23 protein-coding genes and 3 tRNA genes are annotated in these 25462 nt (G+C 41.9%); 3 read left to right on the plus strand and 23 right to left on the minus strand.

What is annotated here, in order from left to right:
• Positions 1-19 precede the first annotated feature (19 nt).
• On the plus strand, positions 20-490 hold the full coding sequence (locus tag LI164_RS05575; protein WP_173794065.1) for a DUF5721 family protein: 471 nt from the start codon (positions 20-22) through the stop codon (positions 488-490).
• 67 nt (positions 491-557) lie between these two features.
• Here LI164_RS05575 and LI164_RS05580 read toward each other — a convergent pair whose 3' ends face one another.
• Genes LI164_RS05580 through LI164_RS05590 form a run of 3 tightly spaced genes read right to left on the minus strand, consistent with a single transcriptional unit; the run spans position 558 to position 4860 of the window.
• Positions 558-3905 carry an FtsX-like permease family protein gene (locus LI164_RS05580; RefSeq protein ID WP_173794066.1) on the minus strand — a complete coding sequence of 1116 codons (3348 nt, stop codon included), beginning with the start codon at positions 3903-3905 and terminating at the stop codon, positions 558-560.
• Positions 3906-3920: 15 nt separating this feature from the next.
• On the minus strand, positions 3921-4625 hold the full coding sequence (locus LI164_RS05585) for an ABC transporter ATP-binding protein (protein ID WP_117495311.1): 705 nt from the start codon (positions 4623-4625) through the stop codon (positions 3921-3923).
• The gene (locus LI164_RS05590; RefSeq protein ID WP_022278807.1) at positions 4618-4860 is read right to left on the minus strand and encodes a type II toxin-antitoxin system prevent-host-death family antitoxin; all 243 of its coding nucleotides are present in this window, start codon (positions 4858-4860) and stop codon (positions 4618-4620) included. Before LI164_RS05590 ends, LI164_RS05585 begins: the two co-directional genes overlap by 8 nt.
• Positions 4861-5044: 184 nt before the next feature.
• Here LI164_RS05590 and LI164_RS05595 point away from each other — a divergent pair, with 184 nt between their 5' ends.
• The gene (locus LI164_RS05595) at positions 5045-5362 is read left to right on the plus strand and encodes a hypothetical protein (protein ID WP_117606680.1); all 318 of its coding nucleotides are present in this window, start codon (positions 5045-5047) and stop codon (positions 5360-5362) included.
• 184 nt (positions 5363-5546) lie between these two features.
• On the opposite strand, the gene LI164_RS05600 is transcribed toward LI164_RS05595, so the two are convergent.
• From LI164_RS05600 to LI164_RS05630, 7 genes are all read right to left on the minus strand, one after another.
• Positions 5547-6962, minus strand: a complete 1416-nt coding sequence (locus tag LI164_RS05600; protein WP_005340942.1) for an amidophosphoribosyltransferase — start codon at positions 6960-6962, stop codon at positions 5547-5549.
• Positions 6963-7046: 84 nt separating this feature from the next.
• A complete protein-coding gene (gatB, locus tag LI164_RS05605) occupies positions 7047-8480 on the minus strand; it encodes an Asp-tRNA(Asn)/Glu-tRNA(Gln) amidotransferase subunit GatB (RefSeq protein WP_005330633.1) in 1434 nt (477 codons plus the stop codon).
• Between the two features lie 2 nt (positions 8481-8482).
• Entirely contained in the window at positions 8483-9949 is a 1467-nt protein-coding gene (gene gatA / locus LI164_RS05610) for an Asp-tRNA(Asn)/Glu-tRNA(Gln) amidotransferase subunit GatA (RefSeq protein WP_005330631.1), read from the minus strand.
• A 13-nt stretch (positions 9950-9962) separates the two neighbouring features.
• The gene (gene gatC / locus LI164_RS05615; protein WP_005330630.1) at positions 9963-10256 is read right to left on the minus strand and encodes an Asp-tRNA(Asn)/Glu-tRNA(Gln) amidotransferase subunit GatC; all 294 of its coding nucleotides are present in this window, start codon (positions 10254-10256) and stop codon (positions 9963-9965) included.
• Positions 10257-10305: 49 nt separating this feature from the next.
• Positions 10306-11403, minus strand: coding sequence for a hypothetical protein (locus LI164_RS05620; RefSeq protein WP_147567871.1), 1098 nt, complete (start codon positions 11401-11403; stop codon positions 10306-10308).
• Between the two features lie 103 nt (positions 11404-11506).
• A complete protein-coding gene (gene aspS / locus LI164_RS05625; RefSeq protein WP_005330626.1) occupies positions 11507-12838 on the minus strand; it encodes an aspartate--tRNA(Asn) ligase in 1332 nt (443 codons plus the stop codon).
• A gap of 505 nt (positions 12839-13343) precedes the next feature.
• Positions 13344-13718 (minus strand): sporulation initiation factor Spo0A C-terminal domain-containing protein, encoded by a 375-nt coding sequence (locus LI164_RS05630; RefSeq protein WP_005330620.1) that lies wholly within the window; start codon positions 13716-13718, stop codon positions 13344-13346.
• A 191-nt stretch (positions 13719-13909) separates the two neighbouring features.
• Between LI164_RS05630 and LI164_RS05635 the strand changes: the two genes are divergently transcribed.
• A complete protein-coding gene (locus tag LI164_RS05635; RefSeq protein ID WP_040015245.1) occupies positions 13910-14641 on the plus strand; it encodes a helix-turn-helix transcriptional regulator in 732 nt (243 codons plus the stop codon).
• An 89-nt stretch (positions 14642-14730) separates the two neighbouring features.
• On the opposite strand, the gene LI164_RS05640 is transcribed toward LI164_RS05635, so the two are convergent.
• The 13 genes from LI164_RS05640 to pduL form a co-directional block, all read right to left on the minus strand.
• A complete protein-coding gene (locus tag LI164_RS05640) occupies positions 14731-16017 on the minus strand; it encodes a chloride channel protein (RefSeq protein WP_005330599.1) in 1287 nt (428 codons plus the stop codon).
• Positions 16018-16143: 126 nt separating this feature from the next.
• Complete coding sequence (locus LI164_RS05645; RefSeq protein WP_040015240.1) at positions 16144-16824, minus strand: TIGR00266 family protein; 681 nt, start codon at positions 16822-16824, stop codon at positions 16144-16146.
• Between the two features lie 27 nt (positions 16825-16851).
• Positions 16852-17670, minus strand: a complete 819-nt coding sequence (gene murI, locus LI164_RS05650; RefSeq protein WP_005330595.1) for a glutamate racemase — start codon at positions 17668-17670, stop codon at positions 16852-16854.
• A gap of 54 nt (positions 17671-17724) precedes the next feature.
• Positions 17725-18711 carry a CPBP family intramembrane glutamic endopeptidase gene (locus tag LI164_RS05655; RefSeq protein WP_005330594.1) on the minus strand — a complete coding sequence of 329 codons (987 nt, stop codon included), beginning with the start codon at positions 18709-18711 and terminating at the stop codon, positions 17725-17727.
• A 119-nt stretch (positions 18712-18830) separates the two neighbouring features.
• Positions 18831-18904: transfer RNA gene (locus LI164_RS05660), tRNA-Pro, on the minus strand.
• 67 nt (positions 18905-18971) lie between these two features.
• Positions 18972-19042, minus strand: a tRNA-Gln gene (locus LI164_RS05665).
• A gap of 264 nt (positions 19043-19306) precedes the next feature.
• Positions 19307-19377 (minus strand) — tRNA-Gln (locus LI164_RS05670).
• A 176-nt stretch (positions 19378-19553) separates the two neighbouring features.
• On the minus strand, positions 19554-20768 hold the full coding sequence (locus LI164_RS05675; RefSeq protein WP_005330592.1) for an LL-diaminopimelate aminotransferase: 1215 nt from the start codon (positions 20766-20768) through the stop codon (positions 19554-19556).
• Positions 20769-20808: 40 nt separating this feature from the next.
• Entirely contained in the window at positions 20809-21657 is an 849-nt protein-coding gene (gene dapF, locus LI164_RS05680) for a diaminopimelate epimerase (RefSeq protein WP_227086866.1), read from the minus strand.
• A 20-nt stretch (positions 21658-21677) separates the two neighbouring features.
• The gene (locus LI164_RS05685) at positions 21678-22226 is read right to left on the minus strand and encodes an ANTAR domain-containing response regulator (protein WP_227086867.1); all 549 of its coding nucleotides are present in this window, start codon (positions 22224-22226) and stop codon (positions 21678-21680) included.
• A 111-nt stretch (positions 22227-22337) separates the two neighbouring features.
• Entirely contained in the window at positions 22338-23672 is a 1335-nt protein-coding gene (locus LI164_RS05690) for a glutamine synthetase family protein (RefSeq protein WP_215650883.1), read from the minus strand.
• A 491-nt stretch (positions 23673-24163) separates the two neighbouring features.
• Positions 24164-24373 (minus strand): hypothetical protein, encoded by a 210-nt coding sequence (locus tag LI164_RS05695; RefSeq protein ID WP_005330586.1) that lies wholly within the window; start codon positions 24371-24373, stop codon positions 24164-24166.
• Positions 24374-24739: 366 nt separating this feature from the next.
• On the minus strand, positions 24740-25384 hold the full coding sequence (pduL, locus tag LI164_RS05700) for a phosphate propanoyltransferase (RefSeq protein ID WP_005330573.1): 645 nt from the start codon (positions 25382-25384) through the stop codon (positions 24740-24742).
• Positions 25385-25462 lie beyond the last annotated feature (78 nt).

Genomic DNA, 25462 nt, shown 5'->3' on the forward strand with positions numbered 1-25462 from the left:
ATCCAGAGAGGTTTTCACTATGATCGTTCTTAATCTGAAAGCAAAGGTCTGTATGTCCCACCTGCTTTTAAAACCAACATTTGATACTTTTTCCCTGATTGAGGGAGAAGTAACTACTTTTAACCGTTTCCAGGTAGATGGTAGAATCCATAAAGACTTTTTTGATGAATCTTTTGAAAAGGAGTATTCCACCTGGGGAGAAGTGCGCGATTTTTTCTTCCAGGTAATCCGTGGAAAGAAAACTCCGTTAAATTTCAAATTCATATTATCTCTAGCAAAAGATCAGTTCGAATCCTTTCTCACTGAGCATGATCTGACCTACCGCCCTGCGGAAATCCAGGGACTGTATCTTAATTTCCGCTATGACGGACTGGCACTTCAATGCATCACCGGGACTTCCATGAATACATTTACCATGGATAAAAGCGTAGAAAAAGCCTGGGACGAATATGTCCAGAAATTCTTTGCCAGTCAGGAGCTTGATTTTTAAAAACCAAACTCCTTCCACAGTTTTATCCAGGGAAGGAGTTTTTCTTACATCTTGGCTTCAATTCCATTTATTCAATACTCTTGAGTGATTCTACCATATCAATCTTCTTCAATTTAAAATACATAATTCCATTTACGATCAATGAAAACAGAATTGTAAATAGCAGACTGTACATGTAACTTGAAAAGTTAATATTTCTTCCGAACATGGCTGTGTCTACTTCCACCGTATCAATGATAAAGGCATGCAGGAATTTTCCAAGCACCACTCCTACCGCCGCTCCGATGAATGTCAAAAGTACATTTTCACGATATACGTGTTCTGCCACTTCCAGATCATAAAATCCTAGCACTTTCAAGGTCGCCAGTTCCCTCTGCCGCTCCGTGATATTAACAGTATTAAGGTTATATAGTACGACAAATGCAAGCATTCCTGCAGAAATGATCAGTACTACAATAACCAGATTCAGACTTTTTAGCATATCGTCCAACTGTTTTTCAATATCACGCATATAGCTGACGCTAAGCGCTCCGTCCTGAGTCAGAATGTCTTCACCAATCTTGTTATAGTCTTCCTGCGTATCTCCTTTTTGTCCTGCAAAGAAAATACTGTTATATTCCGAATTCTCACCATACACTTTTTCATAATAAGAAGGAGTGAAGAAAATATAGTGTCCCATATAGTTCTCGCAAATATGGGCAATTTTTACTTTCTTGTTACCATTCTCTTCGTCTTTAATTTCAATGGTATCCCCTGCTTTTGCATTCAAAAGTTTTCCGGTTTTCTCAGAAATAATGACACCTTCATCATCAAGCGTATATTCCTCTTTTGATTTCCGGTCGTGGAAATCAAAATAATCTTTTACGTCTTTCGGTTCCGAAAATACGACCTGATAAGTATCACGTTTATTCTTTCCATTGACAAGTGTTACATTCTTCATGCTGGTCTGCATATAATGACTGATGTCCGAATCGTCCTTCATATAATCCAGGAGATTCTGTCTTGTCTCATCTGAAATGTCTTCTTTCAGGTAGACACTTCCATCATACATCTGAATATCCCGGAACTGTAGTTCTGCAATTTCATAACAGGAATCTTTGATTCCATATCCAACCAGCATCAATCCCATACAACCGCCAATCCCAAAAACTGTCATAAAGAATCGTTTCTTATATCTGGTTAAGTTACGGATACAAGACTTCCATGTGAAACTTAAATGTTTCCAAATAAATTTTATTCTTTCTAAGAAAACTCTTTGTCCATTTTTAGGTGCCGGTGGGCGCATCAGTACTGCCGGCTGTGCTACAAGTTCTTTGTAACATGCAAAAAATGTTGCTGCCATTGTACATACAATTGCTGCCGCCGCTGCCATCCAGGCATAGATCCATTGGTATGGGATCAGAATATGTGTAATATGCTTGTATAAAATTCCATATGCGTAAACAATGATATATGGCAATATCTTTTCACCGATCAGCACACCTAACACACTGCCGCCTGCTGTCGCGATCAACGCATATCCAAGATATTTCTTCGCGATGGACATCTTGCTATATCCAAGTGCTTTCATGGTTCCGATTGCGGTTCTTTGCTCTTCTACCATTCGCGTCATGCTGGTCAGACTAATCAGCGCCGCAACAAGAAAGAATAATACCGGGAAGACACGGCCAATCGCACCTAGACGCTCCGCGTTTTCTCCGTACCCGGAATACTCAGTCAAAGTATCACGGTCATAGACATACCAGGTTGGTTTTTCGATATCCTGAACCTTTGCCTCTGCGTCCGCAATTTTCTGTTCGCCTTCTGCAATCTTCTGGGCAGCCTCCTCTTCACCATTGGCATACTCAATTTTTGCCTCTGCAACTTTCGCTTCATTTTCCGCGATTTCTGCCGCTCCCTCTTCCAGCTTCTTCTCCTGCTTTCGAATTTCAGCCCATCCGGACTGAATCTGGGATTTTCCACTTGCAAGCTGCTGCGGAACACCATTTAAAGAAGCCTTCGCAGCGTCAAGCTCTGACTTCGTCTGAGCCAGAGTTGCTGCAGTGTCATCAAGCTGCTTCTGGGCAGCATCCAGTTCAGCTTTACTCTCATCATATTTCTGCTGTTCAATGGAAATCTTCTGCTGCATGCCAGCTTCGTTTTTCTTAAGCTCGGTAAGCTGTTGTTCAGATTGTTCTTTTTGCGCTTTCTGCTCGTCTGTAAGCTGATCCTCAGGTATTTGGTCAAATGCTGACAATGCAGAATTTACTGCCTCGATCCTCTGCTGAATTTCCGTCAATGTCTGCTGGTCTGCCTGAATCATCTGCTGAAGCGCTGCAAGTCCTTCTCTTCCAGACTGAATCTTTGCTTCTGCTTCCGGCTTCGCAGCCTCATATTGTGCAAGTCCGGCTTCATATTGCGCCTCACCTTCCTGAAGCTGTGCAAGTCCGGCATTATATTGATTCTGTGCCTGTTCCAGTTCGCTTTCTTTTTTGCTCAATGTATTCTTAGCACTGGCAATCTGCTTTTTACCACTGGTGATCTGTGCTTTTCCACTCGTCAACTGCTCCTCGGCGTCTGCTATCTTAGCCGCCGCATCCGCAAGTTCCGAAGCTGCGTCCGCTCTGCCCTGCTCCAGTTCTTCTCTCGCCTTGTCGATCTTCTCTTGTGCTTCATTTACCAGCTCCTGCTTTCGAATTTCGGCTCGTTCGTCCGTAATATCTTCGATCTGATCCAGGACTTTCTCTACTTTCTTATCATATCCGTCCGTAAATGCTACTTCATTTTTTGCACCTTTGACCTGTACATATACTTCCGTGTATACGTCCATATCAAACGTCTCTTCCGGCACCATGACAAATGCACTGATAGTTCCGGTACCAATCGTTGCACTTCCACGTCCATAAGAAATGTACATCGGACTGCTGCAAAGGCCGACAACTTTCAGCGTATCTGTCGTCAGAGTATCTGTAACCTCATCAGACGTTCCGGAACGCAATTTAATTGTATCTCCAACCTTATATCCTGCATCCTGGTCTGCCAGACATTCACCTGCTTTTTGGGGCATCTGTCCGTCACTCAACTTCACCTGATTCATCTCATCCTGTAAAGATATCACATGCAGGACTTTTTGTTTCTTATCTACGATCTGCATGAAGTCCGCGCTGTACGCCCCCTCTGCATGTTCTACTCCGTCGATTTTCGAAATCGCGTCCACATCGTCCTGTGTCACGCCATATGTACTGAGCGCTTTGATATCCATAAGATTGCTTTCATCAAAATATGTATCTCCCGTCAGTCTCATATCCGGCTCCGATGCACGAATTCCTGAGAAAAATGCAACACCCAGTGCCACAATAAATAAAATAGACAGGAAACGCCCCGGACTCTTTCGGATCTCCATATAAAAATCTTTGCTCGTTGGTTTCATTTTCATATGTAATGCCTCTCTTTACCACTCAATCGTCTCGACTGGAACTGGGTGTTCGTTCACTGTCATCTCTGATACCATACCATTCTTTATCTTAATGACACGGTCCGCCATTGGCGCAATTGCAGAGTTGTGTGTGATCAGAATTACAGTCATCCCCTTTTCCCTGCAAGTATCCTGCAAAAGTTTCAAAATCGCCTTACCTGTATTATAATCCAGTGCTCCTGTCGGCTCGTCACACAGCAAAAGCTTCGGATTCTTTGCAAGCGCTCTTGCAATGGAAACCCTCTGCTGTTCTCCACCAGATAGCTGCGCCGGAAAATTATCCAGACGCTCACCAAGTCCTACATCTTCCATAACCTCCTGGGCATCCATAGGATTCTTACAGATCTGAAGAGCTAATTCTACATTTTCAAGAGCAGTCAGATTCGGGATCAGATTATAAAACTGAAATACAAAACCAATGTCATCTCTTCTATATGCTGTCAATTGTCTCGGTGAATACTGTGCAATATCTTTTCCGTCCACGATCACACGCCCGGAGCTTGCCGTATCCATACCTCCAAGAATATTCAATACTGTCGTCTTTCCGGCACCACTTGGGCCTACCACAACCGCAAATTCTCCCTTCTCAATCTGGAAATCAATACCGGCCGCGGCCATAATCTGCACCTCGCCCATCTGATATATTTTCTTCACATCCTCAAGGGATACAAAACTACTCATAACTTTCCTCCACTTCCTCCGTTGACACCCAATCCTCTTCCCTTACCGTTTTTTCACCTTTCCCTGATTCAGCCATCAATGCTAATTCTGCTTTCATTCTATCATAATCTTTCATATCCAAAATCACGTACTCACCTCTGCCATTTTTAGTCAAAAATACCGGAGCACCTTCACTTGTTTCTTTTAAAACTTCTGTATAATTTCTCAAATCAGAAATTGGTTTTATATTTGGCATTTTCACCGCTTCCTTTCAGTTCTTTTTCTTAGTATAACAATTCTTTTTCTTCTTTACAATTAAATTCACACGTTAATTTTACAGCAGTAAAAAATCATAATGCATTTCAGCTCCAAGTACTTTATACTATTATTAAGAACTACTAATGTCATTTTTCTATAAATTATAAAGATTGGAGTTTGTCATGGAATTACTTATGAACACTCAGAAAGAATGTCAGCAACTGGAAGTATACGGGGAATATTTGAAGAAAATACCAGAACTGCTGAAACAATTAGAAACTGTTGAGAAAATGTATCAGAAAGCTGTGTTAGAAGAAGCCATGCTGAAAGACAAGCCTCTTGATAATCACAGTGTCCAGCTCTATGCAGAACGCCTGCACAGAATCAAAGAACAATGCGAGATTCGCTCCGCAGACATCCGTCAGCAATGCACACTTATCCTCGAACTCAAAAGCCAGATAGAAGCCGAAAGTAGTGTATTGAAAGCGTTGCAACCTTAATTAACAAAAATCCAGACTATTTTTCTAGACTTCAGAGCAATGTAAATGAGACTGTAGGAAAAGTGAAAGTCTTTACTTGCACTTTTCCTGCTTTATCAGGCTCATTGTAATGTCTCGCTCTGCGGCGGATAAAATAGTCTGGATTTTTATTATGTTATATAATTTCAACTGAACTTTTCAAAAATTACTCCCGCCCATCGAAGCAATACGTACATACCTGACTTGGATCAATTCCAATAGACTCTAAAAGATCGTCCAGTCTATGGTATCTTAGTGACGTAAAGTTCTGGATTCTTCGAATTTCTTCGATCATATTTGCATAGCGGTCGGAGCATGGATCTGAATACTCTTTTAATACCTCTGCAGATACTTCTCCGCCTTCCTGCTCCTGAATGACTCTTCTCGTGATCAGATCCATCTCGGATTTCGATCTTGAGAAGTTCAGGTATTTACATCCATAAAGAAGCGGTGGACATGCCGGGCGGATATGCACTTCCTTCGCTCCGCTTCTATATAAAAACTCTGTTGTCTCACGAAGCTGTGTTCCACGGACGATCGAGTCATCGATCAAGAGTAATTTCTTGTCTTCGATCAGAGCCTGTACAGGGATCAGCTTCATTCTCGCGATCAGGTCACGCTGACTTTGGTTGGTCGGCATAAATGATCTCGGCCATGTCGGTGTATATTTGATAAATGGTCTTGCATACGGAATTCCTGATTCATTTGCATATCCGATTGCATGAGCAATACCTGAATCCGGCACACCTGCTACAATATCCGGATGCACACTATCTCCATCACGCTTTGCCAGCATACTTCCGCAACGGTAACGCATTTCCTCAACATTTACCCCTTCATACGCAGAAGTCGGATATCCATAGTATACCCACAGGAAAGAACAGATCTTCATCTTGCCAGTTCTTGCCGGGCGTATTTCTTCTACTCCCTCCGATGTCACATAGACGACCTCGCAAGGTCCCAGTTCCTTATAATCGGTATAGCCCAAGTTAATATAAGCATGACTTTCAAATGAAAGACAGTAAGAATCATCCTTCTTACCTATCACAAGAGGTGTTCGCCCATACCTGTCCCTTGCACCATAGATTCCTTCTTTTGTCATGACAAGCATCGTCATAGAACCATCTACAACGTCCTGTACATATTTGATTCCTTCTACTATGGATTCTTTCTCACAGATTAGCGCCGCCACAAGCTCTGTCACATTGATCTGCCCGTTAGTCATTTCCTGAAAATGTGAATGATCCTTCTCAAACAGACCTTTTAACAGTTCCTCATAGTTATTAACTTTTCCGACTGTTGTGATTGCAAAGCTTCCAAGGTGTGACTGAATCAAAAGTGGCTGCGGATCATAATCCGAAATACAGCCAATTCCAAGATATCCTTTCATTTCTGACACATCATGATCAAACTTTGTACGGAATGGAGAATTCTCTATATTATGAATGGCACGGTAAAATCCATCCTCTCCATAAACTGCCATTCCTCCTCGTCTTGTACCAAGATGTGAGTGATAGTCTACTCCGTAAAATAATTCCAGGACACAGTCCTGCTTTGATGCTACACCAAAAAATCCTCCCATGGCGACCTCCTTATATACTCTTTTGTTTTTATAACTATTTATTCCATGCAAAAAAGTAACCCGGCAAAAGCCAGGTCACTCTTTTTACTTTAACATCTCACGAAGCTTCTGGTTGACCAGTCCGGGATTTGCTTTCCCCTTCATTGCTTTCATCGTCTGACCTACCAGTGCTCCAAGTGCCTTCTCTTTTCCACCCTTATAGTCTACTACAGCCTGTGGATTATCTGCAATAACTTTTTCGAGAACTTCTATAAGTGCTCCTTCGTCATTGACCGTTTTAAGCCCGTGTTCTTCAACATACTTTTCTGGATCTACATTTTCCTCGAACACATGATCAAAAACTTCTTTCGCCACCGAGCTGTTGATTGTTCCTGCATCTGCAAGCTCGATTAGTTTCGCAAGGTTCTCCGGTGTAAATGTAATATCTTCTGATTCCATGTTATGTTCTTTTAAGAGCCGCATCGTCTCCACCATGAGCCAGTTGGAAACTTTCTTAGGTTTTCCACATAAAGCAGTTGTTTCTTCAAAGATATCCGCCATATGTTTAGATTCTGTGAGGATTTCTGCATCATATTGTGGAATATCGAACTCTTTCTTGTAACGCTTTAATTTTTCCTCACGGAATTCCGGCTGTCGTTTCTTAACCCGGTCAATCCATTCCTGGCTGATAACAATCGGGACAAGATCCGGTTCCGGGAAGTAACGGTAATCCTGTGCATCTTCTTTGGAACGCATTGCATGTGATGATTCTTTGTTGTCATCCCAGCGTCTCGTCTCCTGAACAACTTTCTTTCCGGCTTCCAGAAGCTCAATCTGACGCTCCCGTTCTCCTTCGATGGCTCTTGCAATTGCCTTAAAGGAGTTCAGGTTCTTCATCTCCGTTCTTGTTCCGAATTCACTGGTTCCCATTTCACGAACGGACAGGTTCACGTCCGCTCTCATAGAGCCCTCCTGCAATTTGCAGTCAGAAGCACCAAGATATTGAATAGTTGTACGAAGTTTTTCCAGATATGCAATAACTTCCTCAGAAGAGCGCATATCCGGCTCCGATACAATCTCCACAAGCGGTACACCGCTTCGGTTGTAATCTACCAGTGATGTATCGTCCCACTCGTCATGGATCAGCTTACCGGCATCTTCCTCCATATGCATTTCATGGATCCGTATTTTTTTCTTCGTATCGCCAACTTCGATCTCTACATAACCATTTCTTGCGATTGGTAAATATAACTGGGAAATCTGATAGTTCTGTGGGTTATCCGGATAGAAGTAATTCTTACGGTCGAATTTGCATACTCTTGTAATATCACAATGTGTCGCAAGTCCGATTCCCATTGCATACTCTACTACCTGTCTGTTCAGTACCGGAAGGGAACCTGGCATACCAGTACATACCGGACATGTGTGGGTATTTGGCGCACCTCCGAACTGAGTGCTGCAACCACAGAAAATCTTTGTCTTTGTCGCAAGTTCTACGTGAACCTCAAGTCCAATGACTGTCTCATACTGCTTTGCCATAACTATCTTCCCTCCTTCACAAACTGTGGTGCTTCATAAGTTCTTGTCTGTTCAAATGTGTAGGCTGCCTGGATAATTTTTTTCTCCTGGAAGCAGTCTCCGATAAGCTGCATGCCGACCGGAAGACCTTTGGAATCTTTTCCTACCGGAATACTGATTCCAGGAAGTCCTGCCAGGTTCACGGAGATTGTGTAAATGTCACTCAAATACATTTTCATCGGATCACTTAAGCTCTTTCCAAGCTCTGGTGCCGTTGTCGGAGCCGCCGGAGCCACGATCATATCATATTTTGCAAATGCTTTGTCAAATGCCTGTTTAATCAGTGCCTTTGTACGAAGTGCTTTCAGATAGTAAGCATCATAATATCCAGAGCTTAATACAAAAGATCCAAGCATGATCCTGCGCTTTACTTCTGCTCCGAATCCTTCGGAACGTGTCTTTTTGTACATGTTGTGAAGTCCTTCGTATTCTTCTGTGCGGTAACCATATTTTACGCCATCAAAACGTGCCAGGTTGGAACTTGCCTCAGCATCTGCAATAATGTAGTATGCCGGAATCGCATATTTCACAAGACTTAAGTCAAATTCTTCTACAACTGCGCCTTTTTCTTCCAGAATCTTCACTGCATTTAAAATCTGCTCTTTTACGTCTGCGCTTAATCCATCCCCAAAGTAATCTCTCGGAATACCAATCTTCATACCTTTCACGTCGTCTGTCAATGCCGAAGTAAAGTCATATTCCCGCTCCACGGAAGTACTGTCTTTTACATCATGAGAAGCGATTGTCTCAAGGATAGTCGCACAATCTGTCACATCTTTCGCAATTGGTCCGATCTGATCCAGCGAAGAACCGTAAGCAATCAGTCCGTACCTGGATACCGTTCCATAAGTCGGTTTAATCCCCGTTACACCACAAAATGAACTCGGCTGACGGATAGATCCACCTGTATCAGAACCAAGTGCATAAGCGCACTCACCTGCTGCCACTGCTGCGCAGGAGCCACCTGAAGAACCGCCTGGCACATGTCCCAGATTCCATGGATTTCTTGTCACTCCATAATAAGAAGTCTCGGTTGTACTTCCCATGGCGAATTCATCCATATTAGTCTTTCCGATTATGACTGCACCGGCTTTTTCCAAGTTCAAAACTGCCTCTGAAGTAAAGGTTGGAACAAAATTTTCCAGAATTTTGGAACTGCAAGTTGTTCTCGTCCCTTTCGTGCACATATTATCCTTGATTGCCACCGGAACACCTGCAAGAGGACTCAGAAGTGTTCCGTCATCGATCATCTTCTGAACTTCTTCGGCACGCTTTAATGCACCCTCTTTATCAATGGTCACATAGCTGTGCACATCATTCTCTACCTTTTCAATCTGATCTAGATATGCCTGCGTGGCTTCCGTAACTGAAATTTCTTTTGCTTTTATTTTCTTTCCGAGTTCCACTGCTGTCAGACTCATAATATCCATAACTCGTCTCCTCCTATCCGATTGTCTTCGGCACCTTGAAGCTCTGATCCTTCATAAGTGGTGCATTCGCCAATGTATCACTGCTGCCATCACCATTTGTCACAACGTCTTCGCGAAATACATTATTCACCGGAAATACATGAGACATCGGTTCAATTCCATCCGTGTCGAGTTCATTTAATACATCAATGTAGTCCAACATTTTTTCCATATCTGCCTTGGCTTCTTCTTTCTCTTTCTCTGAAAGTTCCAGCTTCGCCAGAATACCCACATACTCAATGGTCTCGTCTGAGATTTTGTTTGCCATTTTAAGCACCCTCCTGTCTGCCAGTTATCTTACATCTTAATTCTTATCTCTAATAATTGTAATATTCATAATAATCCGTCGTTGATATATGCTCGCTTGGAGTCAGTCGGAGTTCCATATTGTCATCTAATGTAATCTGCGCATTTTTCGGAAGAACAAGATTCTTATATTCCTTTCCGTCTGTGCAATTCTCGCCCAGATACAGATTTTTTGTCTCCATAGATTCACCATATTCTGTATAAATATCAACGTCCACACTGCCTTCTCCACTGACCAGTATGAGATCATACACCCCTGCCGGAAGGTCAGGACCTACGGTCAGGTCTTTTTTTACTACCAAAGGCTCTTGTCCTGCCAGTGGATTATTTTCATAAAGAATGTTTTCTGTCTGCGCATTATCTGAATAAAGTGTAATCGTTGTCTGTGAAGAAATGTGAACAATCGCTCCATTGTATAATCTTAAGTCATCCAGATAATCACCGTCTGTCCGCCCTGCATATTCATAAAGGTAAAATCCGCTGTCCCAGTCATCAACCTGGACCGTATCGTAATCATAAGATACATCCGCCTGATAATTTCCTTCCGGAATGTGCACACCGACCACATAGTCACCACTGGTCAGCTCAAAACTTACACTCTCACCATCTGCCGGAAGTTCTTTTGTCACATTTTCATACGGGTCACTTCTTGTATAGTCTTGTGTATTCTCCTGGTATCCGCTGATTACATCATCTAAAATATCACTGACCATCGGTTGGAAAATACCAAAAAATACATTGAAGATGACAATGACTGCTATAATCTTACTGATAATCCTTCCCGGCTTTTTCTTCTTACCGACTTTCTTACGCCCTGTACTTCCTGTATTTCCAGAGTAAGTAGTTGTACTCCCCTGCCAGGACTGATCCTGCTGCCTGTTGTTATCTTTTTGACTCCCCTGCCAGGACTGTCTCGATGTATTTGGCTTCGGCTGTTTCTCCGGCTTCTCATTCTTGCCATAATGCACATGAGTCAATGGTTCATGATCACATTCACTTTGGTTTATTCGATAATTTTTATCGGATTTGTTATTGTCTAATCCACACTCCGTACAGATTCCATTACTATTCAGTTTTCCTCCACATAAAGAACATCTCTTTCCAAACATAGCTTCTTCCATCCTCTCTGCTCATTTCGCTCCCGGGTGGTTAAGCAGGTACATTTCCACTTTTATGGGGGAGCATAGATGAGAAGAACTGTCTGGGAATTCTCTATGGCTCCAGTCTGCTTAAGTCTCTTGGGAATAATGTTGTTTCTCTTACATTATCCTCCCCAAGCAGCTGCATCGTCAAGCGTTCCAGTCCAATTCCCAGTCCTCCGTGTGGCGGCATGCCATGTTTAAATGTAGCTAGATACTGATCCATACCTTCTGTCGTCATGCCTCTTACTTCAATCTTCTTTAGAAGTGTCTGATAATCGTGGATTCTCTGACCTCCGGTCGTAATCTCAAGACCACGGAAGAGAAGATCAAAGCTCAGTGTATATTTCGGATCCTCCGGATCGTCCATCGCGTAAAATGGACGCTTCTTGGACGGATAGTGCGTAACAAATACAAAATCGCTGCCCCACTCTTCTTTTGCATATTTTCCGATCAGTACTTCTTCTTCCGGCTCCAGATCAAATGGGTTACGCATCTTGTGATTATATTTCTCAGCTACCAGCTCTTTGATCTCACTGAATTTTACTGCCGGAATCTGATCTACTTTCGGAAGTTCCACATTCAGAATCTTCAGTTCTCTGGCATAATCTTTTTTTAAAAGTTCCATGGCATACTGGAGAAATCCTGTCTCCATTCCCATAATATCCTCAAATCCATCAATATAGCCAATCTCGAAGTCCAGACTCGTATATTCGTTCAAATGTCTCTTCGTATTATGCTTCTCAGCACGGAACACCGGCGCCGTTTCAAATACCCGGTCAAACACACCGACCATCATCTGTTTGTAGAACTGAGGACTTTGCTGGAGCACTGCCGGGCGGTGGAAATATTCCAGCTTAAATAAGTTTGCACCACCTTCTGCACTTTTGGCTCCAATCTTCGGTGTATGAATTTCAGTAAATTCCTGACTATATAGAAAATCACGAAATGCTCTTGTCAGTCCTTCCTGAATCCGGAATTTTGCACGCTCCCTGATATTTCTAAGAGAAATGGAACGATAATTTAACTTTGCCTCCAGAGAAGTGTTTAATTTCCACTTGGAAATTGCAAGCGGCATCATCTCATCTTCCGGCTGACTTAAGATTTTAACTTTTTTCATGCGGATTTCAATGCCATTCGGCGCTTTTTCATTCTGCTCAAGCACCCCTTCGACTTCAAGCGTTGATGCTTCTTTGATTTCTTTCAGATCAAATGTGGCACTGCCTTCTTCGTATACACACTGGAGCAGGCCTTCTCTTTTTCTTAAGATTACAAATGCAACTGTCCCCATATCACGGATTGTATGCACTGCACCATTGACTTTTACTGCCTCGCTGGTCTTTGCATTTAAAAGTTCTGTAATCTCCAATGTATCTTTCTTCTTTACGCCTGTCTGGTATTCCATGACTGTTTCCCTCCTGTTAAATTTTGTTCCATTTTATTACTCTTTTAATATTTTTCTTTCAGAAAGTATCTTTCTTAATGCAAAAAGTCCCGGAATACATAATCGTATTCCGGGACGGATTATCTTAATATCCGCGGTACCACCCGCTTTTGAACTCGTCTTTGAATTCATCTCTCGCACATAACGCGTGCCAGCGTACTGCTCTACCTGCAATTGCTGTAAATTTAAACCTGAATTGCTTTCGCTCAGTCTGCTCCAGAGTGTTCCCTATTGTTCCTTTCCCTCAAATGACGCTCTCAGTCGGTGGCGTCATATTCCTGTCAAGTTATCACGAACAGAGTCTCTTTCTTTGCATTTTTTATACTGTCTCTAAAAAGATGCTCTTATGTTAGCACATGTTTTTTTTCTTTGCAAGACATTTTTTCAACTTTTTTATGTTCTTTTTTTGTTCTTTTCCTTTCTTTCAATCTTCTCTTAGACAATTCCTCTCAAAGCTGGCTGTGGATTACTGTTGAGTTTCAAGAATGCCTCGGCATTCTTGCTGCGAGGTGTGAGTCATCTTCCAGTTGATATAATACACAAGTGCATCAATAAACTGCGCGCTTCCAGGACATTTCTTCGCACCAAATCCCATAATCTCCACCATATATTCCCGGTTGTTCTGCCACCCCACTTCTACAACCTTCCGGATTGCCCGCTCTACTTTTCTTGGCGATTCGTCATAGATTTGTCCAATAACAGGATAAATATCAGCCATAATGCACAGCGGCTCTCTCATGTACTGATCCGCCAGTCTGACCGCCACTGGTAAATATGTATACCCTTTATATTTTGGCGTAATATTGCATTTCGATAAAACTTGTAATGTTGCATTCTCCATGTTACGTCCCCCCTGATTCTGTAGTTGATTTAAAAAAATGCACTTGATATAATACTTACATAAAGTATTATATCCAACTACTAAGCTAATTACTTAACCGAAATTTACGACTTTTTTTCAACATCATTTTATAAATGGTCAGTTTTTTGTCCATTATTCCAGCAAACAAAAAAGGGGAAATCGAGACAAATATGACGAAAAATGTATTATTGGACTGTTTTGTCCAGAATTTGGAAAAGGAACGTTTAAATCTTGGAATGACACAGGCAGAATTTGCATCCAAACTGGAAATTTCAGTGTCTACTTACAAAAATATCATTTCTCGGAGGACTGACAAAATTGATATCATGATCGCCATGCAAATCTACAAACTGACAGGGCATTTTCTTTATGAGTTATTTGGAAATGATAATCCGGAAATGGAATGTCTGAAAAAGTTTCGTCTGTTAAATAATCGCCAGAAGGCATACATCAGTGGCAAGATTGATTTCGAACTGGAAATGATGAGTCACGAGCAGGATTCAGAAAATATGCTGGATGTTCTTGTACTGACCGGCAACATGGAAGATGGTATGGTACTGGATTCTGCGAATGAAGAACGTATCTACTGTCCAGAATATATTAAGAAATATGGTGAACGCCTGCATTGTGGCATTCGCATTACTTCCAACCACCTTAATCCTGTGTATGTCAGAAATGATATCCTGGGAATTTCAAAGAAACCTCCGCGTGACGGTGACACCTGTATCCTGATCCACAAGCCGACCGGCCGCGCATTTATCCGCAAGATGCAACAGGGAAATCCTTGTCAGCTGCTCCCGATCAACGGTTATGGCGATATTATCACAGTTGACCCGAACAATCATACCGATATGGTACAATGGCTAAAATTCGGAGTCGTGATTGCAGTCCTGCGACGCTAACTAATTTCAATTGATTGTTTTTTTAGCAAAAGCGCCACACAGATTCAAGGCTTTCTTTCGTCACCTGTCTGTGTGGCATTTTTATTATTTTAAGAGGTCGTATTTCTATCTATGTATTTATTTTCCGTCTTGGAGTACACAATCTTCTGCGCTTTATAAAGGCTCTGATATCCAGACAGCAGATAGCTGACTGCTATTACGGTACAGAAATACGGCATTCCTGCAAATCCAAACAGCTCAAATGCAATCAGAAGGGAGCTGATCGGACTGTTTGTCACAGCACAGAACACGCCTACCATGCCACACGCTGCACAGATATCTACCGGCAAGCCAAATATCGGTGCCAGTGCGGAGCCGAATGTCGCCCCAATAAACAGTGACGGGACTATCTCACCGCCTTTAAAACCAGAACAAAGTGTGATACATGTAAATAGTATTTTCAGCAAAAAAACCCACAATTTCTGCGGTTCTGCAAAGCTCTGCGCAATCGTACCTCCACCAAGCCCCAGATAGGTATCTGTTCCCGTAATCTTCCACAAAAGAACGACTGTCACACCTCCAACAAACACACGAAGGTACGGATTCTGAAACCATTTTTTCAACTGCTTTTCAAAAATATGTAACATCACGCAAAACAGCGCTCCGGCAAATGCAAAACAGATTGCCAGAAGAATTGCTTTTCCCCACGCGATTCCATAAAAATTCGGAACTTCTTCTACGGGATACGGCGCAGTCAATGTCCGAACTCCCATAAAGATTGAAATCCGCTCTCCGATAAATGCGGAGAACACGCACGGAACGAGCGCTGCATAATACATAATCCCGACGCTGATAACCTCCATCGGGAACACTGCTGCTGCCATCGGCGTTCCAAATAGTGCTGCAAAAGCTGCGCTCATACCCGCCAGCGTCATAATACGTTTATCACTCTCATTCAAATGTATCTTACGTCCCAGCCAATTTCCGAGGCTTGCCCCAAACTGAAGTGCCGCACCTTCCCGGCCGGCAGAACCTCCAAACAAATGCGTCAAAGCTGTCGCAATCAAAATCAATGGTGCCACTCTTCCCGGCATCGTATTCTGATCTGACCGTACTACCATAAGCACCATATCTGTTCCGGCATTCTTCTCTTGCCCCGTAACATGATAAAGAAAAACAATCATGAGACCTGCAAAAGGCAGCAGATATACCATCCACATATGCCCCATACGAAAGTCCGTTGCCCACGTGATCAGATTCGCAAATGCACTGGCGATGACACCGATCACACCGCCAATCACAATCGATAATAGAATCCATTTCACCAGACTCCCTAACAATATTCTCCACGCATGAAACATATGCATGAGCTCCTTCTTCACCTTCTCCATTTCCATCTCACTTCCTCTATTCCTGTATTGTTAAAATTATAAACGCACGGATTCAAAACTTGGCTATATGCAAATTTGAATTGCACCTATAATAACCAGTTTTTTATCCGTGCGCCTTATAAATACCTCACCTTATGAGCCTGACGGAATATATGGTCTGAGTGCCCCGGCAACATTACTGATCGGCATTGTCTGAAGCCATACCCTTCCCGGTCCTGTAATCACGGTATTAAACAGCCCTTCGCCTCCAAAAAGCATATTCTTCACGCCCGGCACAGTCTGAATATCCATCTGACAACTGGCTGTCATTGCTGCAAGATGTCCCGTATCAATCACAATCTGCTGTCCCGGCTGCAGTTCATATTCCACTACATGTCCGTCAAATTCCGCAAATGCAACTCCCTGTCCGCTGACTTTCTGAAGAACAAATCCTTCTCCTCCAAATAATCCGGAAGCCACTTTCTTATGGAAATGTACAGACAACTGTACTCCCGCTTCACTTGCCAGAAATGCACTCTTCTGGAAGATCATTTCCTGCCCCGGTCTGATGTTAAATGCACGAATCGATCCTGGAAAGCAAGAAGCAAATGCGATCATTCCGTTGCCTCCCTGTGCAGTGTAAATATTCTGGAACATCTTCTCTCCTGAGAACATTCTTCCTACAGCTTTCCCAATCCCTCCATTGGTCGTTGTCTCCATCTTCATGTTCGGAGACATCCAGGACATACCGCCTCCTTCCGTAATCATCCGCTCACCCGCTTCAAGCTGGCAGATCACAACCGGAAGAGTATCTCCCTGAATCTGATACCTCATATTTGTCATCCTCCTTTATATGGGATTTTATATAAGTGCCATTCGGTCTAACTGACACATATATTTGTCAATACGTATCTGGTCTGCCGCTGAAATCTGCTTACCAGAAAAATAATATGTAACCCGATCAGTTTTTGAAAATTCCTCTGCATCATTAGCCCCATTCTTCACACTGATCGTATCACACTCTTTTTCCATTCTACGGATTAATTCCCGAAGTGCTCCTTCATTTCCATCTACAAATTCTATCTTATTCGGGAAAATCTCCTGATAGCTCTCTTTGAAATAATTAAAATGCGTACAGCCAAGGACAAATGCTTTATATTCCTCTAATGGATAATCCTTCAGCGCCTCCTTAAGATACGGCACAACCTGATCCTGATCAAATATTTCCTGCTCTGCAAATCTAACCAGCTTTGGGAGCGCAACCAGATCTACCATATCACGCTTATCCACCCGGTCCACCAAGTGATGAAGCTTGTCTCCTTGAATTGTGATTGGTGTTGCTGCCACCAGGATTCTTCCCGGTCTGTCAGCATATTCTTCTACTGCTTTTTTCACTGCCGGTTCCATGCCCACAATCGGCAGTGGAAACTGACTTCTGTATTCTTTTGTGGCCACACTCGTAGCTGTATTGCAGGCAATCACAATCGCATCTACCTGCTTCTTTATCATAAATGCTATAATTTCGTCAATATATCCCCGGACTTGCTCTCTTGTTTTTTCCCCATATGGGACGTGCTCCTCGTCCGCATAATAGAGAAAATCTGCTTCTGGTATCATGCGAAGTGCACGGTGCAGAACAGACAACCCACCCATGCCCGAGTCAAAAATACCTATTTTCATGATGTCACTCCTAGAACAATGAATGTGCCTTGGCACAATCAAGCTGTTCTTTCATTATAGCACAGAAAATTCCTTTGCAACTGGCTTTCTTTGATTTTTTAATGTTTTTGAAAAGATAAACGAGCCGAATATTACAACATAACAAATGACTGCCAATGGCGTTGAAAATGTAAAGCTATTCTCTGTTAATTTCCATAATCCTAATAAATTATTATTTAAGAAATGAATCACCACTGCAATCCATATAGTTGATGTCCGCTTATAAATCCAACACATAAAAATTGTATGGCTAATAAGCATAACAGACCGTCCAATAAAAAAAGTAATTGGAAGTTTAGTTATCATATAATCTATCGGCAAATGAAAAAGCACTTCTATCGTTCCAAGGAAAAATATTGCTTTATAAACCCCATATTCCTTCTCCAGCAATGGAAACATAAAATATCCCCAACCATATTCCTCGCCCAAGAATACAATAAATGTAAAGATAAACAGTGGAACAAAACCAACTAGCTGTTTCACATCTGCCAATGGAACCTTTAATTGCGCTACATCTCCTGTTTTTAGATAATCACATACGAATTCCACTCGAACCATAAGAATAAAAATAGCGATATAAAGCAACGCATATTTCAATACTTCCTTAAACGAAACATTATAAGACAGACCTATATTTGCCAAAGTATTTTCTCCAATGGATTGTAAAAAGTAAATACTACATAATGATTCAGCTATCATCAATATTTGAGATATAACGGCACTACTTGGAATAACAACAGATATTACAGTATATATCGTCATTCCTGCAAAACAAATTTTATAAAACTTAAAAAATTTATTGGATTCATTCTGACTTGATGCCCGTTGTTTTGCAAACAAAGTACTCATGGTTGGTAAAAGCATCAAAATATAACCTTCTGAGAATTTTTTTAAATGAAACACCTGATTATATAAAATCCCCAAAAAAATAAATAGAATTTCAAAACTAAACATGAATAATAAGAAATACTGTATCATTGACTTTTCTTTTTTATCAGTCATAATATTCCCCCTTCCAACTCTATAAACTCAGTATACCATGGAAAATATTTAAACTACAACTTTACAAAAAAAGAAAAGCCACAAAACTAACCATATATCAGCTTTGCGACCAATCATAGTCGGAGTGACAAGATTTGAACTTGCGACCTCTACGTCCCGAACGTAGCGCTCTACCAAGCTGAGCCACACTCCGATACATTCTTTAATTAAAATTAAGTAACCGGATACTCATTCAAGTATCCGGCGCCCCTGCCAAGGAACTACGGATAGAGGACTCGAACCTCTACTAACAGAGTCAGAGTCTGCTGTGCTGCCATTACACCAATCCGCATTAGTGTGATGTTCTGCGTTATCAGCGAACAAATATTATTATACTTAATTCTGAAAAAAAGTCAATACCCTTTTTTTTATTTTTTCGCAATTTTTCATCAAATTTATATCTCTCATTTTCTAGCTGAAATATATTAGAAAATCTGCATCTATTGTGTGAAAGTAAAAAGTGTCAATATTTACTCTTTCACACTCTCCGTCCCGAACGCAGCGCCCGTATACGCAAAATGCTGAGTATCTCTTACGAAATACTCAGCATCAATAACTACGGATAGAGGACTCGAACCTCTACTAACAGAGTCAGAGTCTGCTGTGCTGCCATTACACCAATCCGCATTAGTGTGACTTACTCTGCTGTTTTATTTGTCCAGCGAATATTAATTATACACATATTCAAGAGAATGTCAATAGATTTTTTGCATTTTCCCTTTTTCACCAGACATTTTTTCGCTGATGGGGACGGTAGCATTTTAACAAAATGCTACCGTCCCCATCTACAATTTTACTACAATTTACATTTCTTTGATTCTTTTGATTGCTGCTACTGTGTTTTCGTGTGTTCCGAATGCTGTCAGGCGGAAATATCCTTCTCCGCTTGGTCCGAATCCTGAACCTGGTGTTCCGACTACGTTTGCTTTTTCAAGCAGATAATCGAAGAAATCCCAGGATGTCATTCCTTTTGGTACTTCTAACCAGATATATGGTGCATTCACGCCGCCGGATACGTTGTATCCTGCGTCTTTCAGTCCTTGTTTGATGGTCTTTGCATTGTTCATGTAATAAGCGACCTGATCTTTTAACTGAGCCTTTCCTGCTTCACTATATACTGCTTCTCCTGCACGTTGTACGATGTAAGGTGCTCCGTTGTATTTTGTTCCATGACGTCTTGCCCACAGGGAATGAAGCATAACATCACCAGATTTCAGATCTTTTGGAATAACGGTTGCTCCAAGACGTACTCCTGTAAATCCTGCATTCTTAGAGAAGCTTCGAAGCTCTATTGCGCATGTTCTTGCTCCTTCGCACTCGTAAATGGTGTGTGGTACGTCTGACTCGGAGATATATGCTTCATATGCAGAGTCGTAGATGATGACTGCTCCGACTCTATTAGCGTAATCTACCCACTCCTGAAGCTGTGCTTTTGTGATTGTTGACCCTGTCGGATTGTTTGGGAAACACAAATAGATGATATCTGGTGTCTCTTCTGGAAGCGCAGGTGCAAAATTTGTCTCTTTTGTACAAGGCATGTAGATCACATTGCTCCATGTCTCTGTCTTTGCATCGTAAGTTCCGGTACGTCCTGCCATTACATTTGTATCAACGTACACAGGGTAAACCGGGTCACACACTGCAATCTTACTGTCTGCCGCAAAAATTTCCTGAATATTTCCTGAATCACATTTTGCACCATCAGAAATAAAGATTTCGTCTGCCTGAATGTCGCAGCCTTTATCTTGATAATCGTTCTTTGCCATGGCGCTTCTTAAAAATTCGTATCCAAGATCTGGTGCATATCCGTGAAATGTCTCGGCATGGCCCATCTCATCAACAGCCTTGTGCATTGCCTCGATGATTGCTGGTGCAAGTGGCTGTGTTACATCACCGATTCCAAGACGGATGATCTGCTTGTCTGGATTAGCTGCCTGATATGCTGATACTTTCTTTCCAATCGTTGAAAAAAGGTAACTTCCTGGTAATTTCAGATAATTTTCGTTTACTTTAAACATCTTTCTAGTCTCCTTTATTTATTCATTATGTGATATCTTCTTACAGTTCTATCTCCCCGTCAAATACAACGGTCGCCGGACCTGTCATATAGACATGATTATCTTCTTCATTCCATTCAATCTGAAGATTTCCTCCCAGAAGACGGATTTCTACTTCTCGCTCTGTATATCCGTTTAAAATGCTCGCGACTGCTACAGCACATGCTCCAGTTCCACATGCAAGTGTCTCGCCGGATCCTCTCTCCCACACACGCATTTCCACGGTCTTTCTGTCGATAACTCTTGCGAATTCTGTATTAATCCGCTGTGGAAATCTCTCATGGTTCTCGAACTTCGGTCCGATTTTTTCAATGTCAAGTCCCTGTACATTATCAATATAGACAACATCGTGAGGGTTTCCCATTGATACACCAGTCATATGATACTCTTTCCCGTCTACTTTAATCTGAGCATTTAATACCCTATCAGTTTCATCGGAATACCCTTTCATTATAATCGGAATTTTCTTCGGGTCAAGCTCCGGTTCTCCCATATCAACACGTACCAGTGCAACTTTTCCATCTTTCACCGTCAGATCCAGATATTTAATTCCTCCAAGTGTCTCCACGGAAATGTGTGTCTTATCAGTCAGTCCGTAATCATAGACATACTTTGCGACACAACGGATTCCATTTCCACACATTTCTCCTCTGGAACCATCTGCATTATACATCTCCATTTCAAAATCAGCCACCTTAGACGGATTGATCATGATCAGACCGTCTGACCCGATTCCGAAATGTCTGTTACTGACAATCTTTGCCACCTCAGGTGGATTGTCGATTTTTTCTTTGAAACAATTTACATAAACGTAATCGTTCCCCAGACCTTGCATTTTTGTGAATTTCATTTTTATTATTTCTCCCATCTTTATTCATTCATAATGCTAAGTACCATCTCCGCTGTCTCTACGATATTCGTTCCGCTGTCCATACTGTTCTTCTGAAGATACCGGTGTGCTTCTTCTTCTGTCATATTATTTCGCGCCATCAGCAATTCTTTTGCTTTTCGGATCAATGCTTCCTGTTCAGGAGTCCTGCTCTTAATCATTTTCTTACGTTTTCTGCGCCGCCGGTCCATATTTTGAAGCATCATCTGAAGGGTATTCATAAGATCATACGCTTTGATCGGCATAGTCAGTCCCATGACACCACTTGCCAGCCCTTCTTCCCATTTCCCTTGTGACGCAATCAAAAGCATCTCAAAGCGATCCGGCAAATATTCTCTTAATTCTGAATACATCATATCTTTTAGTTTGTATCCACACACGATAATTCCTTCATCAACAGAATCTGCGTAGTTCATCGCCTGCGCTCCTGTCGTGCACACTCCAGTAACATTAAGCCCTGTACGCACTAACAGATTTCGGATATTGGTCGCATTATCCTTGTTCGGAAATACAACTATAATACCTACCAATTTGCCACCTCCTGCTGTGTATCGCTGATAAAACCGACCTTCTGTCCGCTTTTAGCAGCTTCCTGAATCTTTTCTTCTCCCTGATAAGAAATATTTCACACAACAGCAGGCTTAGATTCGATGTAAATATTTATTAAGCTCCCATTCTGTGACCTGGGTTACATATTCCTCGTATTCCTTTTTCTTAGCTTGTGTATACTTCTGCACCAGATCATTTCCAAGCACATTTTTAATATACTCGTCTTTTTCAAATTCCTGACACGCTTCCATCAGATTCATTGGAAGCTTTTCTACTCCTGCCTCTTTGAGTTCTTCCTCGCTCATCTCAAATAAGTTGCGGTCGATGCTGTCCGGTGGCATGATCTTACTACGGATACCGTCCAGTCCTGCTGAAAGACATACTGCCAGTGCCAGATAAGGGTTTGCTGCAGTATCCGGACTACGAAGTTCGATTCTGACGTTCCCCCCACGGTCTGCCGGAATTCGGATAAGTGGCGTCCGATTCTTTCTGGACCATGCGATATGCACCGGTGCCTCAAATCCCGGCACAAACCGTTTATAAGAATTTACAATAGGATTCGTGATAAATGTCATGGCTTTAATGTGCTTCATCAAACCGCCAATAAAATAGTATGCCTCTTTACTCATACCATTCGGGTCATTCTTGTCATTAAATACATTTTCCCCCGCTTCATTATGAAGGGACATATTCATATGCATACCAGAGCCATTTTCATTGTACTTCGGTTTCGGCATAAATGTAGCATGAAGCCCGTGACGCTTGGCAATAGTCTTTACGACTAGTTTAAATGTCATAATATTATCCGCAGTTAAAAGTGCCTCATCATATTTAAAATCCACTTCATGCTGTGCCGGTGCAAATTCATGGTGAGATTCTTCTACTTCAAATCCCATATCCTCCAGTGTCAGAACAATATCACGCCTTGCATTTTCTCCTAAATCTAACGGGCCCAGATCAAAATAGCTTGCCTTCTCATGAGAAAATGTAGTCGGAAGTCCGTCTTCGTCCGTATGGAATAAGAAGAACTCACACTCTGGTCCCACGTCAAATGTATACCCCATCTCTTTTGCTTCGGCAATCACTTTCTTTAACACATATCTTGGATCACTTTCAAACATACTGCCATCCGCTTTCTGTACATCACAGAGCAGCCTTGCTACTTTCCCCTGCTGTGGTCTCCACGGAAAGATTTCAAATGTATTCAGATCCGGGCGAAGATACATATCCGAATCTTCCATTCTCGCAAAACCTTCAATAGCAGAACCATCGAACATGCACTCATTATCCAGCGCCTTCTCAAGCTGGCTGCTGGTGATTGCTACATTTTTCAAAGTTCCATACATATCTGTGAACTGAAGACGAATGAAACCAACGTCCTCCTCTTCAACCATCCTCAAAATATCCTCGCGTGTGTAATTGTTCATAAGAAACCTCCCGCTTGTATTATTTTTTACTATCTGAATCTATAAAATCCAGATGCTCCGTGCTTTGCACTCCCGCATCTGCTGCCACATTCACAATCCGGGCTTTCGCCCTTCTTGTTCATGCAGCTCAGATTATCTAATAGATAGCCTGTAATGCATGTAAACATGCTTCCAAGCTATCTATTGATAATACTTTTATAGCAAAAAAGGGCGCTCTCATACAAGGATGAAAACGCCATTGTCTCACATGTTTATGATTATAAAAAGAAAATGATGCTTTGTCAATCCTGACAATTGATTAATAGTGTATATTTCAAATAGAACTCAATTGCAAAGTTAAATCCTATGAGCAAATATATATCTGCATAAAAAATGAAGACCTCCTGTCCAACACAGAAAATCCTCATTTGTCTAAGTTACCTCATAAAATATGTCCAAATTTTCAGACACATATCACTCTGATCCGGCATCAATATTTCTTACTTTTTATTCTACTCTTCGTCATCTAACCAGTAATCATCTGCAAATTCATTATAATTATTTCCATTGTTATTACCAAAAGAAATTCCTTTTTTAATTGGAGAAATTAAAAATCCATAAATCACTCCTAAAAGAACACAACAAAGCATAATCAGAACTTTCTCTTCACCTGACCATTCACGGTCAAAAATTTCCTTCACCTTATCTAAAAAATCACGCATACCGCTACCTCCTGTTCTTAGCACTCACGCACAAATATTCTAAATCAAGTATACACACAAACCGACACAGGTGCAAGTAATCTATTTCATACAATTCATAATAACTGTAATCATCATTTCCATTTCATCTAGTTTTGATTCTGCAATCATAATCGTAAGTGTTGCCAGCGGAGGGTAGCGCGAGCGTGCCTCCTTGCCCGAATCTAGGACTTAAAAGTATAAAATAAGGCACAAGAATAGTCCGTAAAGGTACTCTGGAGCGGTCGGTACTTAGCGACCGTATTGAGGTCGCTTACGTACCGCTACCAGCGGAAGGTAGCGCGAGCGTGCCTTATAGGACTATTCTTGTGCCTGTATTATATAATTTTATATCCGATGAATACCACTCTGAATCTCATCTGCCCATCTTTGTAGTTCTTCGGATTTTCCTCCGAAGAGCTTGAGCAGTGTTCCTGTCGGGTTCTCGGTTCCTGCGAATGCATTTGCCTCGTCTGTATCTACGTGCATTGCAAGTGCGAACTGCGGACTGACGCGAACGATGACATCTGCGAATATCAGTGCCCGTTCAAAGCTCTGTGTAATGACGAATACAGAGTCGTTATCTTTTACATTTAACTGATATGCCTGTACCGGTGTCATGTGTATATGGCGTTTTGCCACAATCACACCGTGGTCTAATTCCACGCTTCCACACGGTCCCACCAGTGTACATCCAGGTGTCCCTGCAGTGTCTCCGGACTGACGTATCATTCCTGGAATTCCCAGTTTTCTGGAATCTGTCATAGAGATTTCCACCTGAGTCTCCCCACGGAAAGGTCCAAGAACTGCAACCCTCTCGAATGCTCCTTTGGGTCCGCGGACCTCCAGGCGCTCTTCACAGGCAAACTGTCCCGGCTGGCTGAGTTCTGACTTAAATGTCAGCTCTTTTCCTTCTCCGAATAATATTTCAAAATCTTCCCGGCACAGATGAATGTGCCTTGCACTTGTCTCGATTGGTATTGCAAGTCCCATGCCTTTACCTCATTTCCCTAATTCATAAATCTTACTATATTCTATATCTACAAGCCCGGAGCGAACCTATTACCGCTC

Origin of the sequence: Dorea sp. 210702-DFI.3.125 (assembly GCF_020560945.1) — a bacterium.
Classification (GTDB): domain Bacteria; phylum Bacillota; class Clostridia; order Lachnospirales; family Lachnospiraceae; genus Dorea; species Dorea formicigenerans.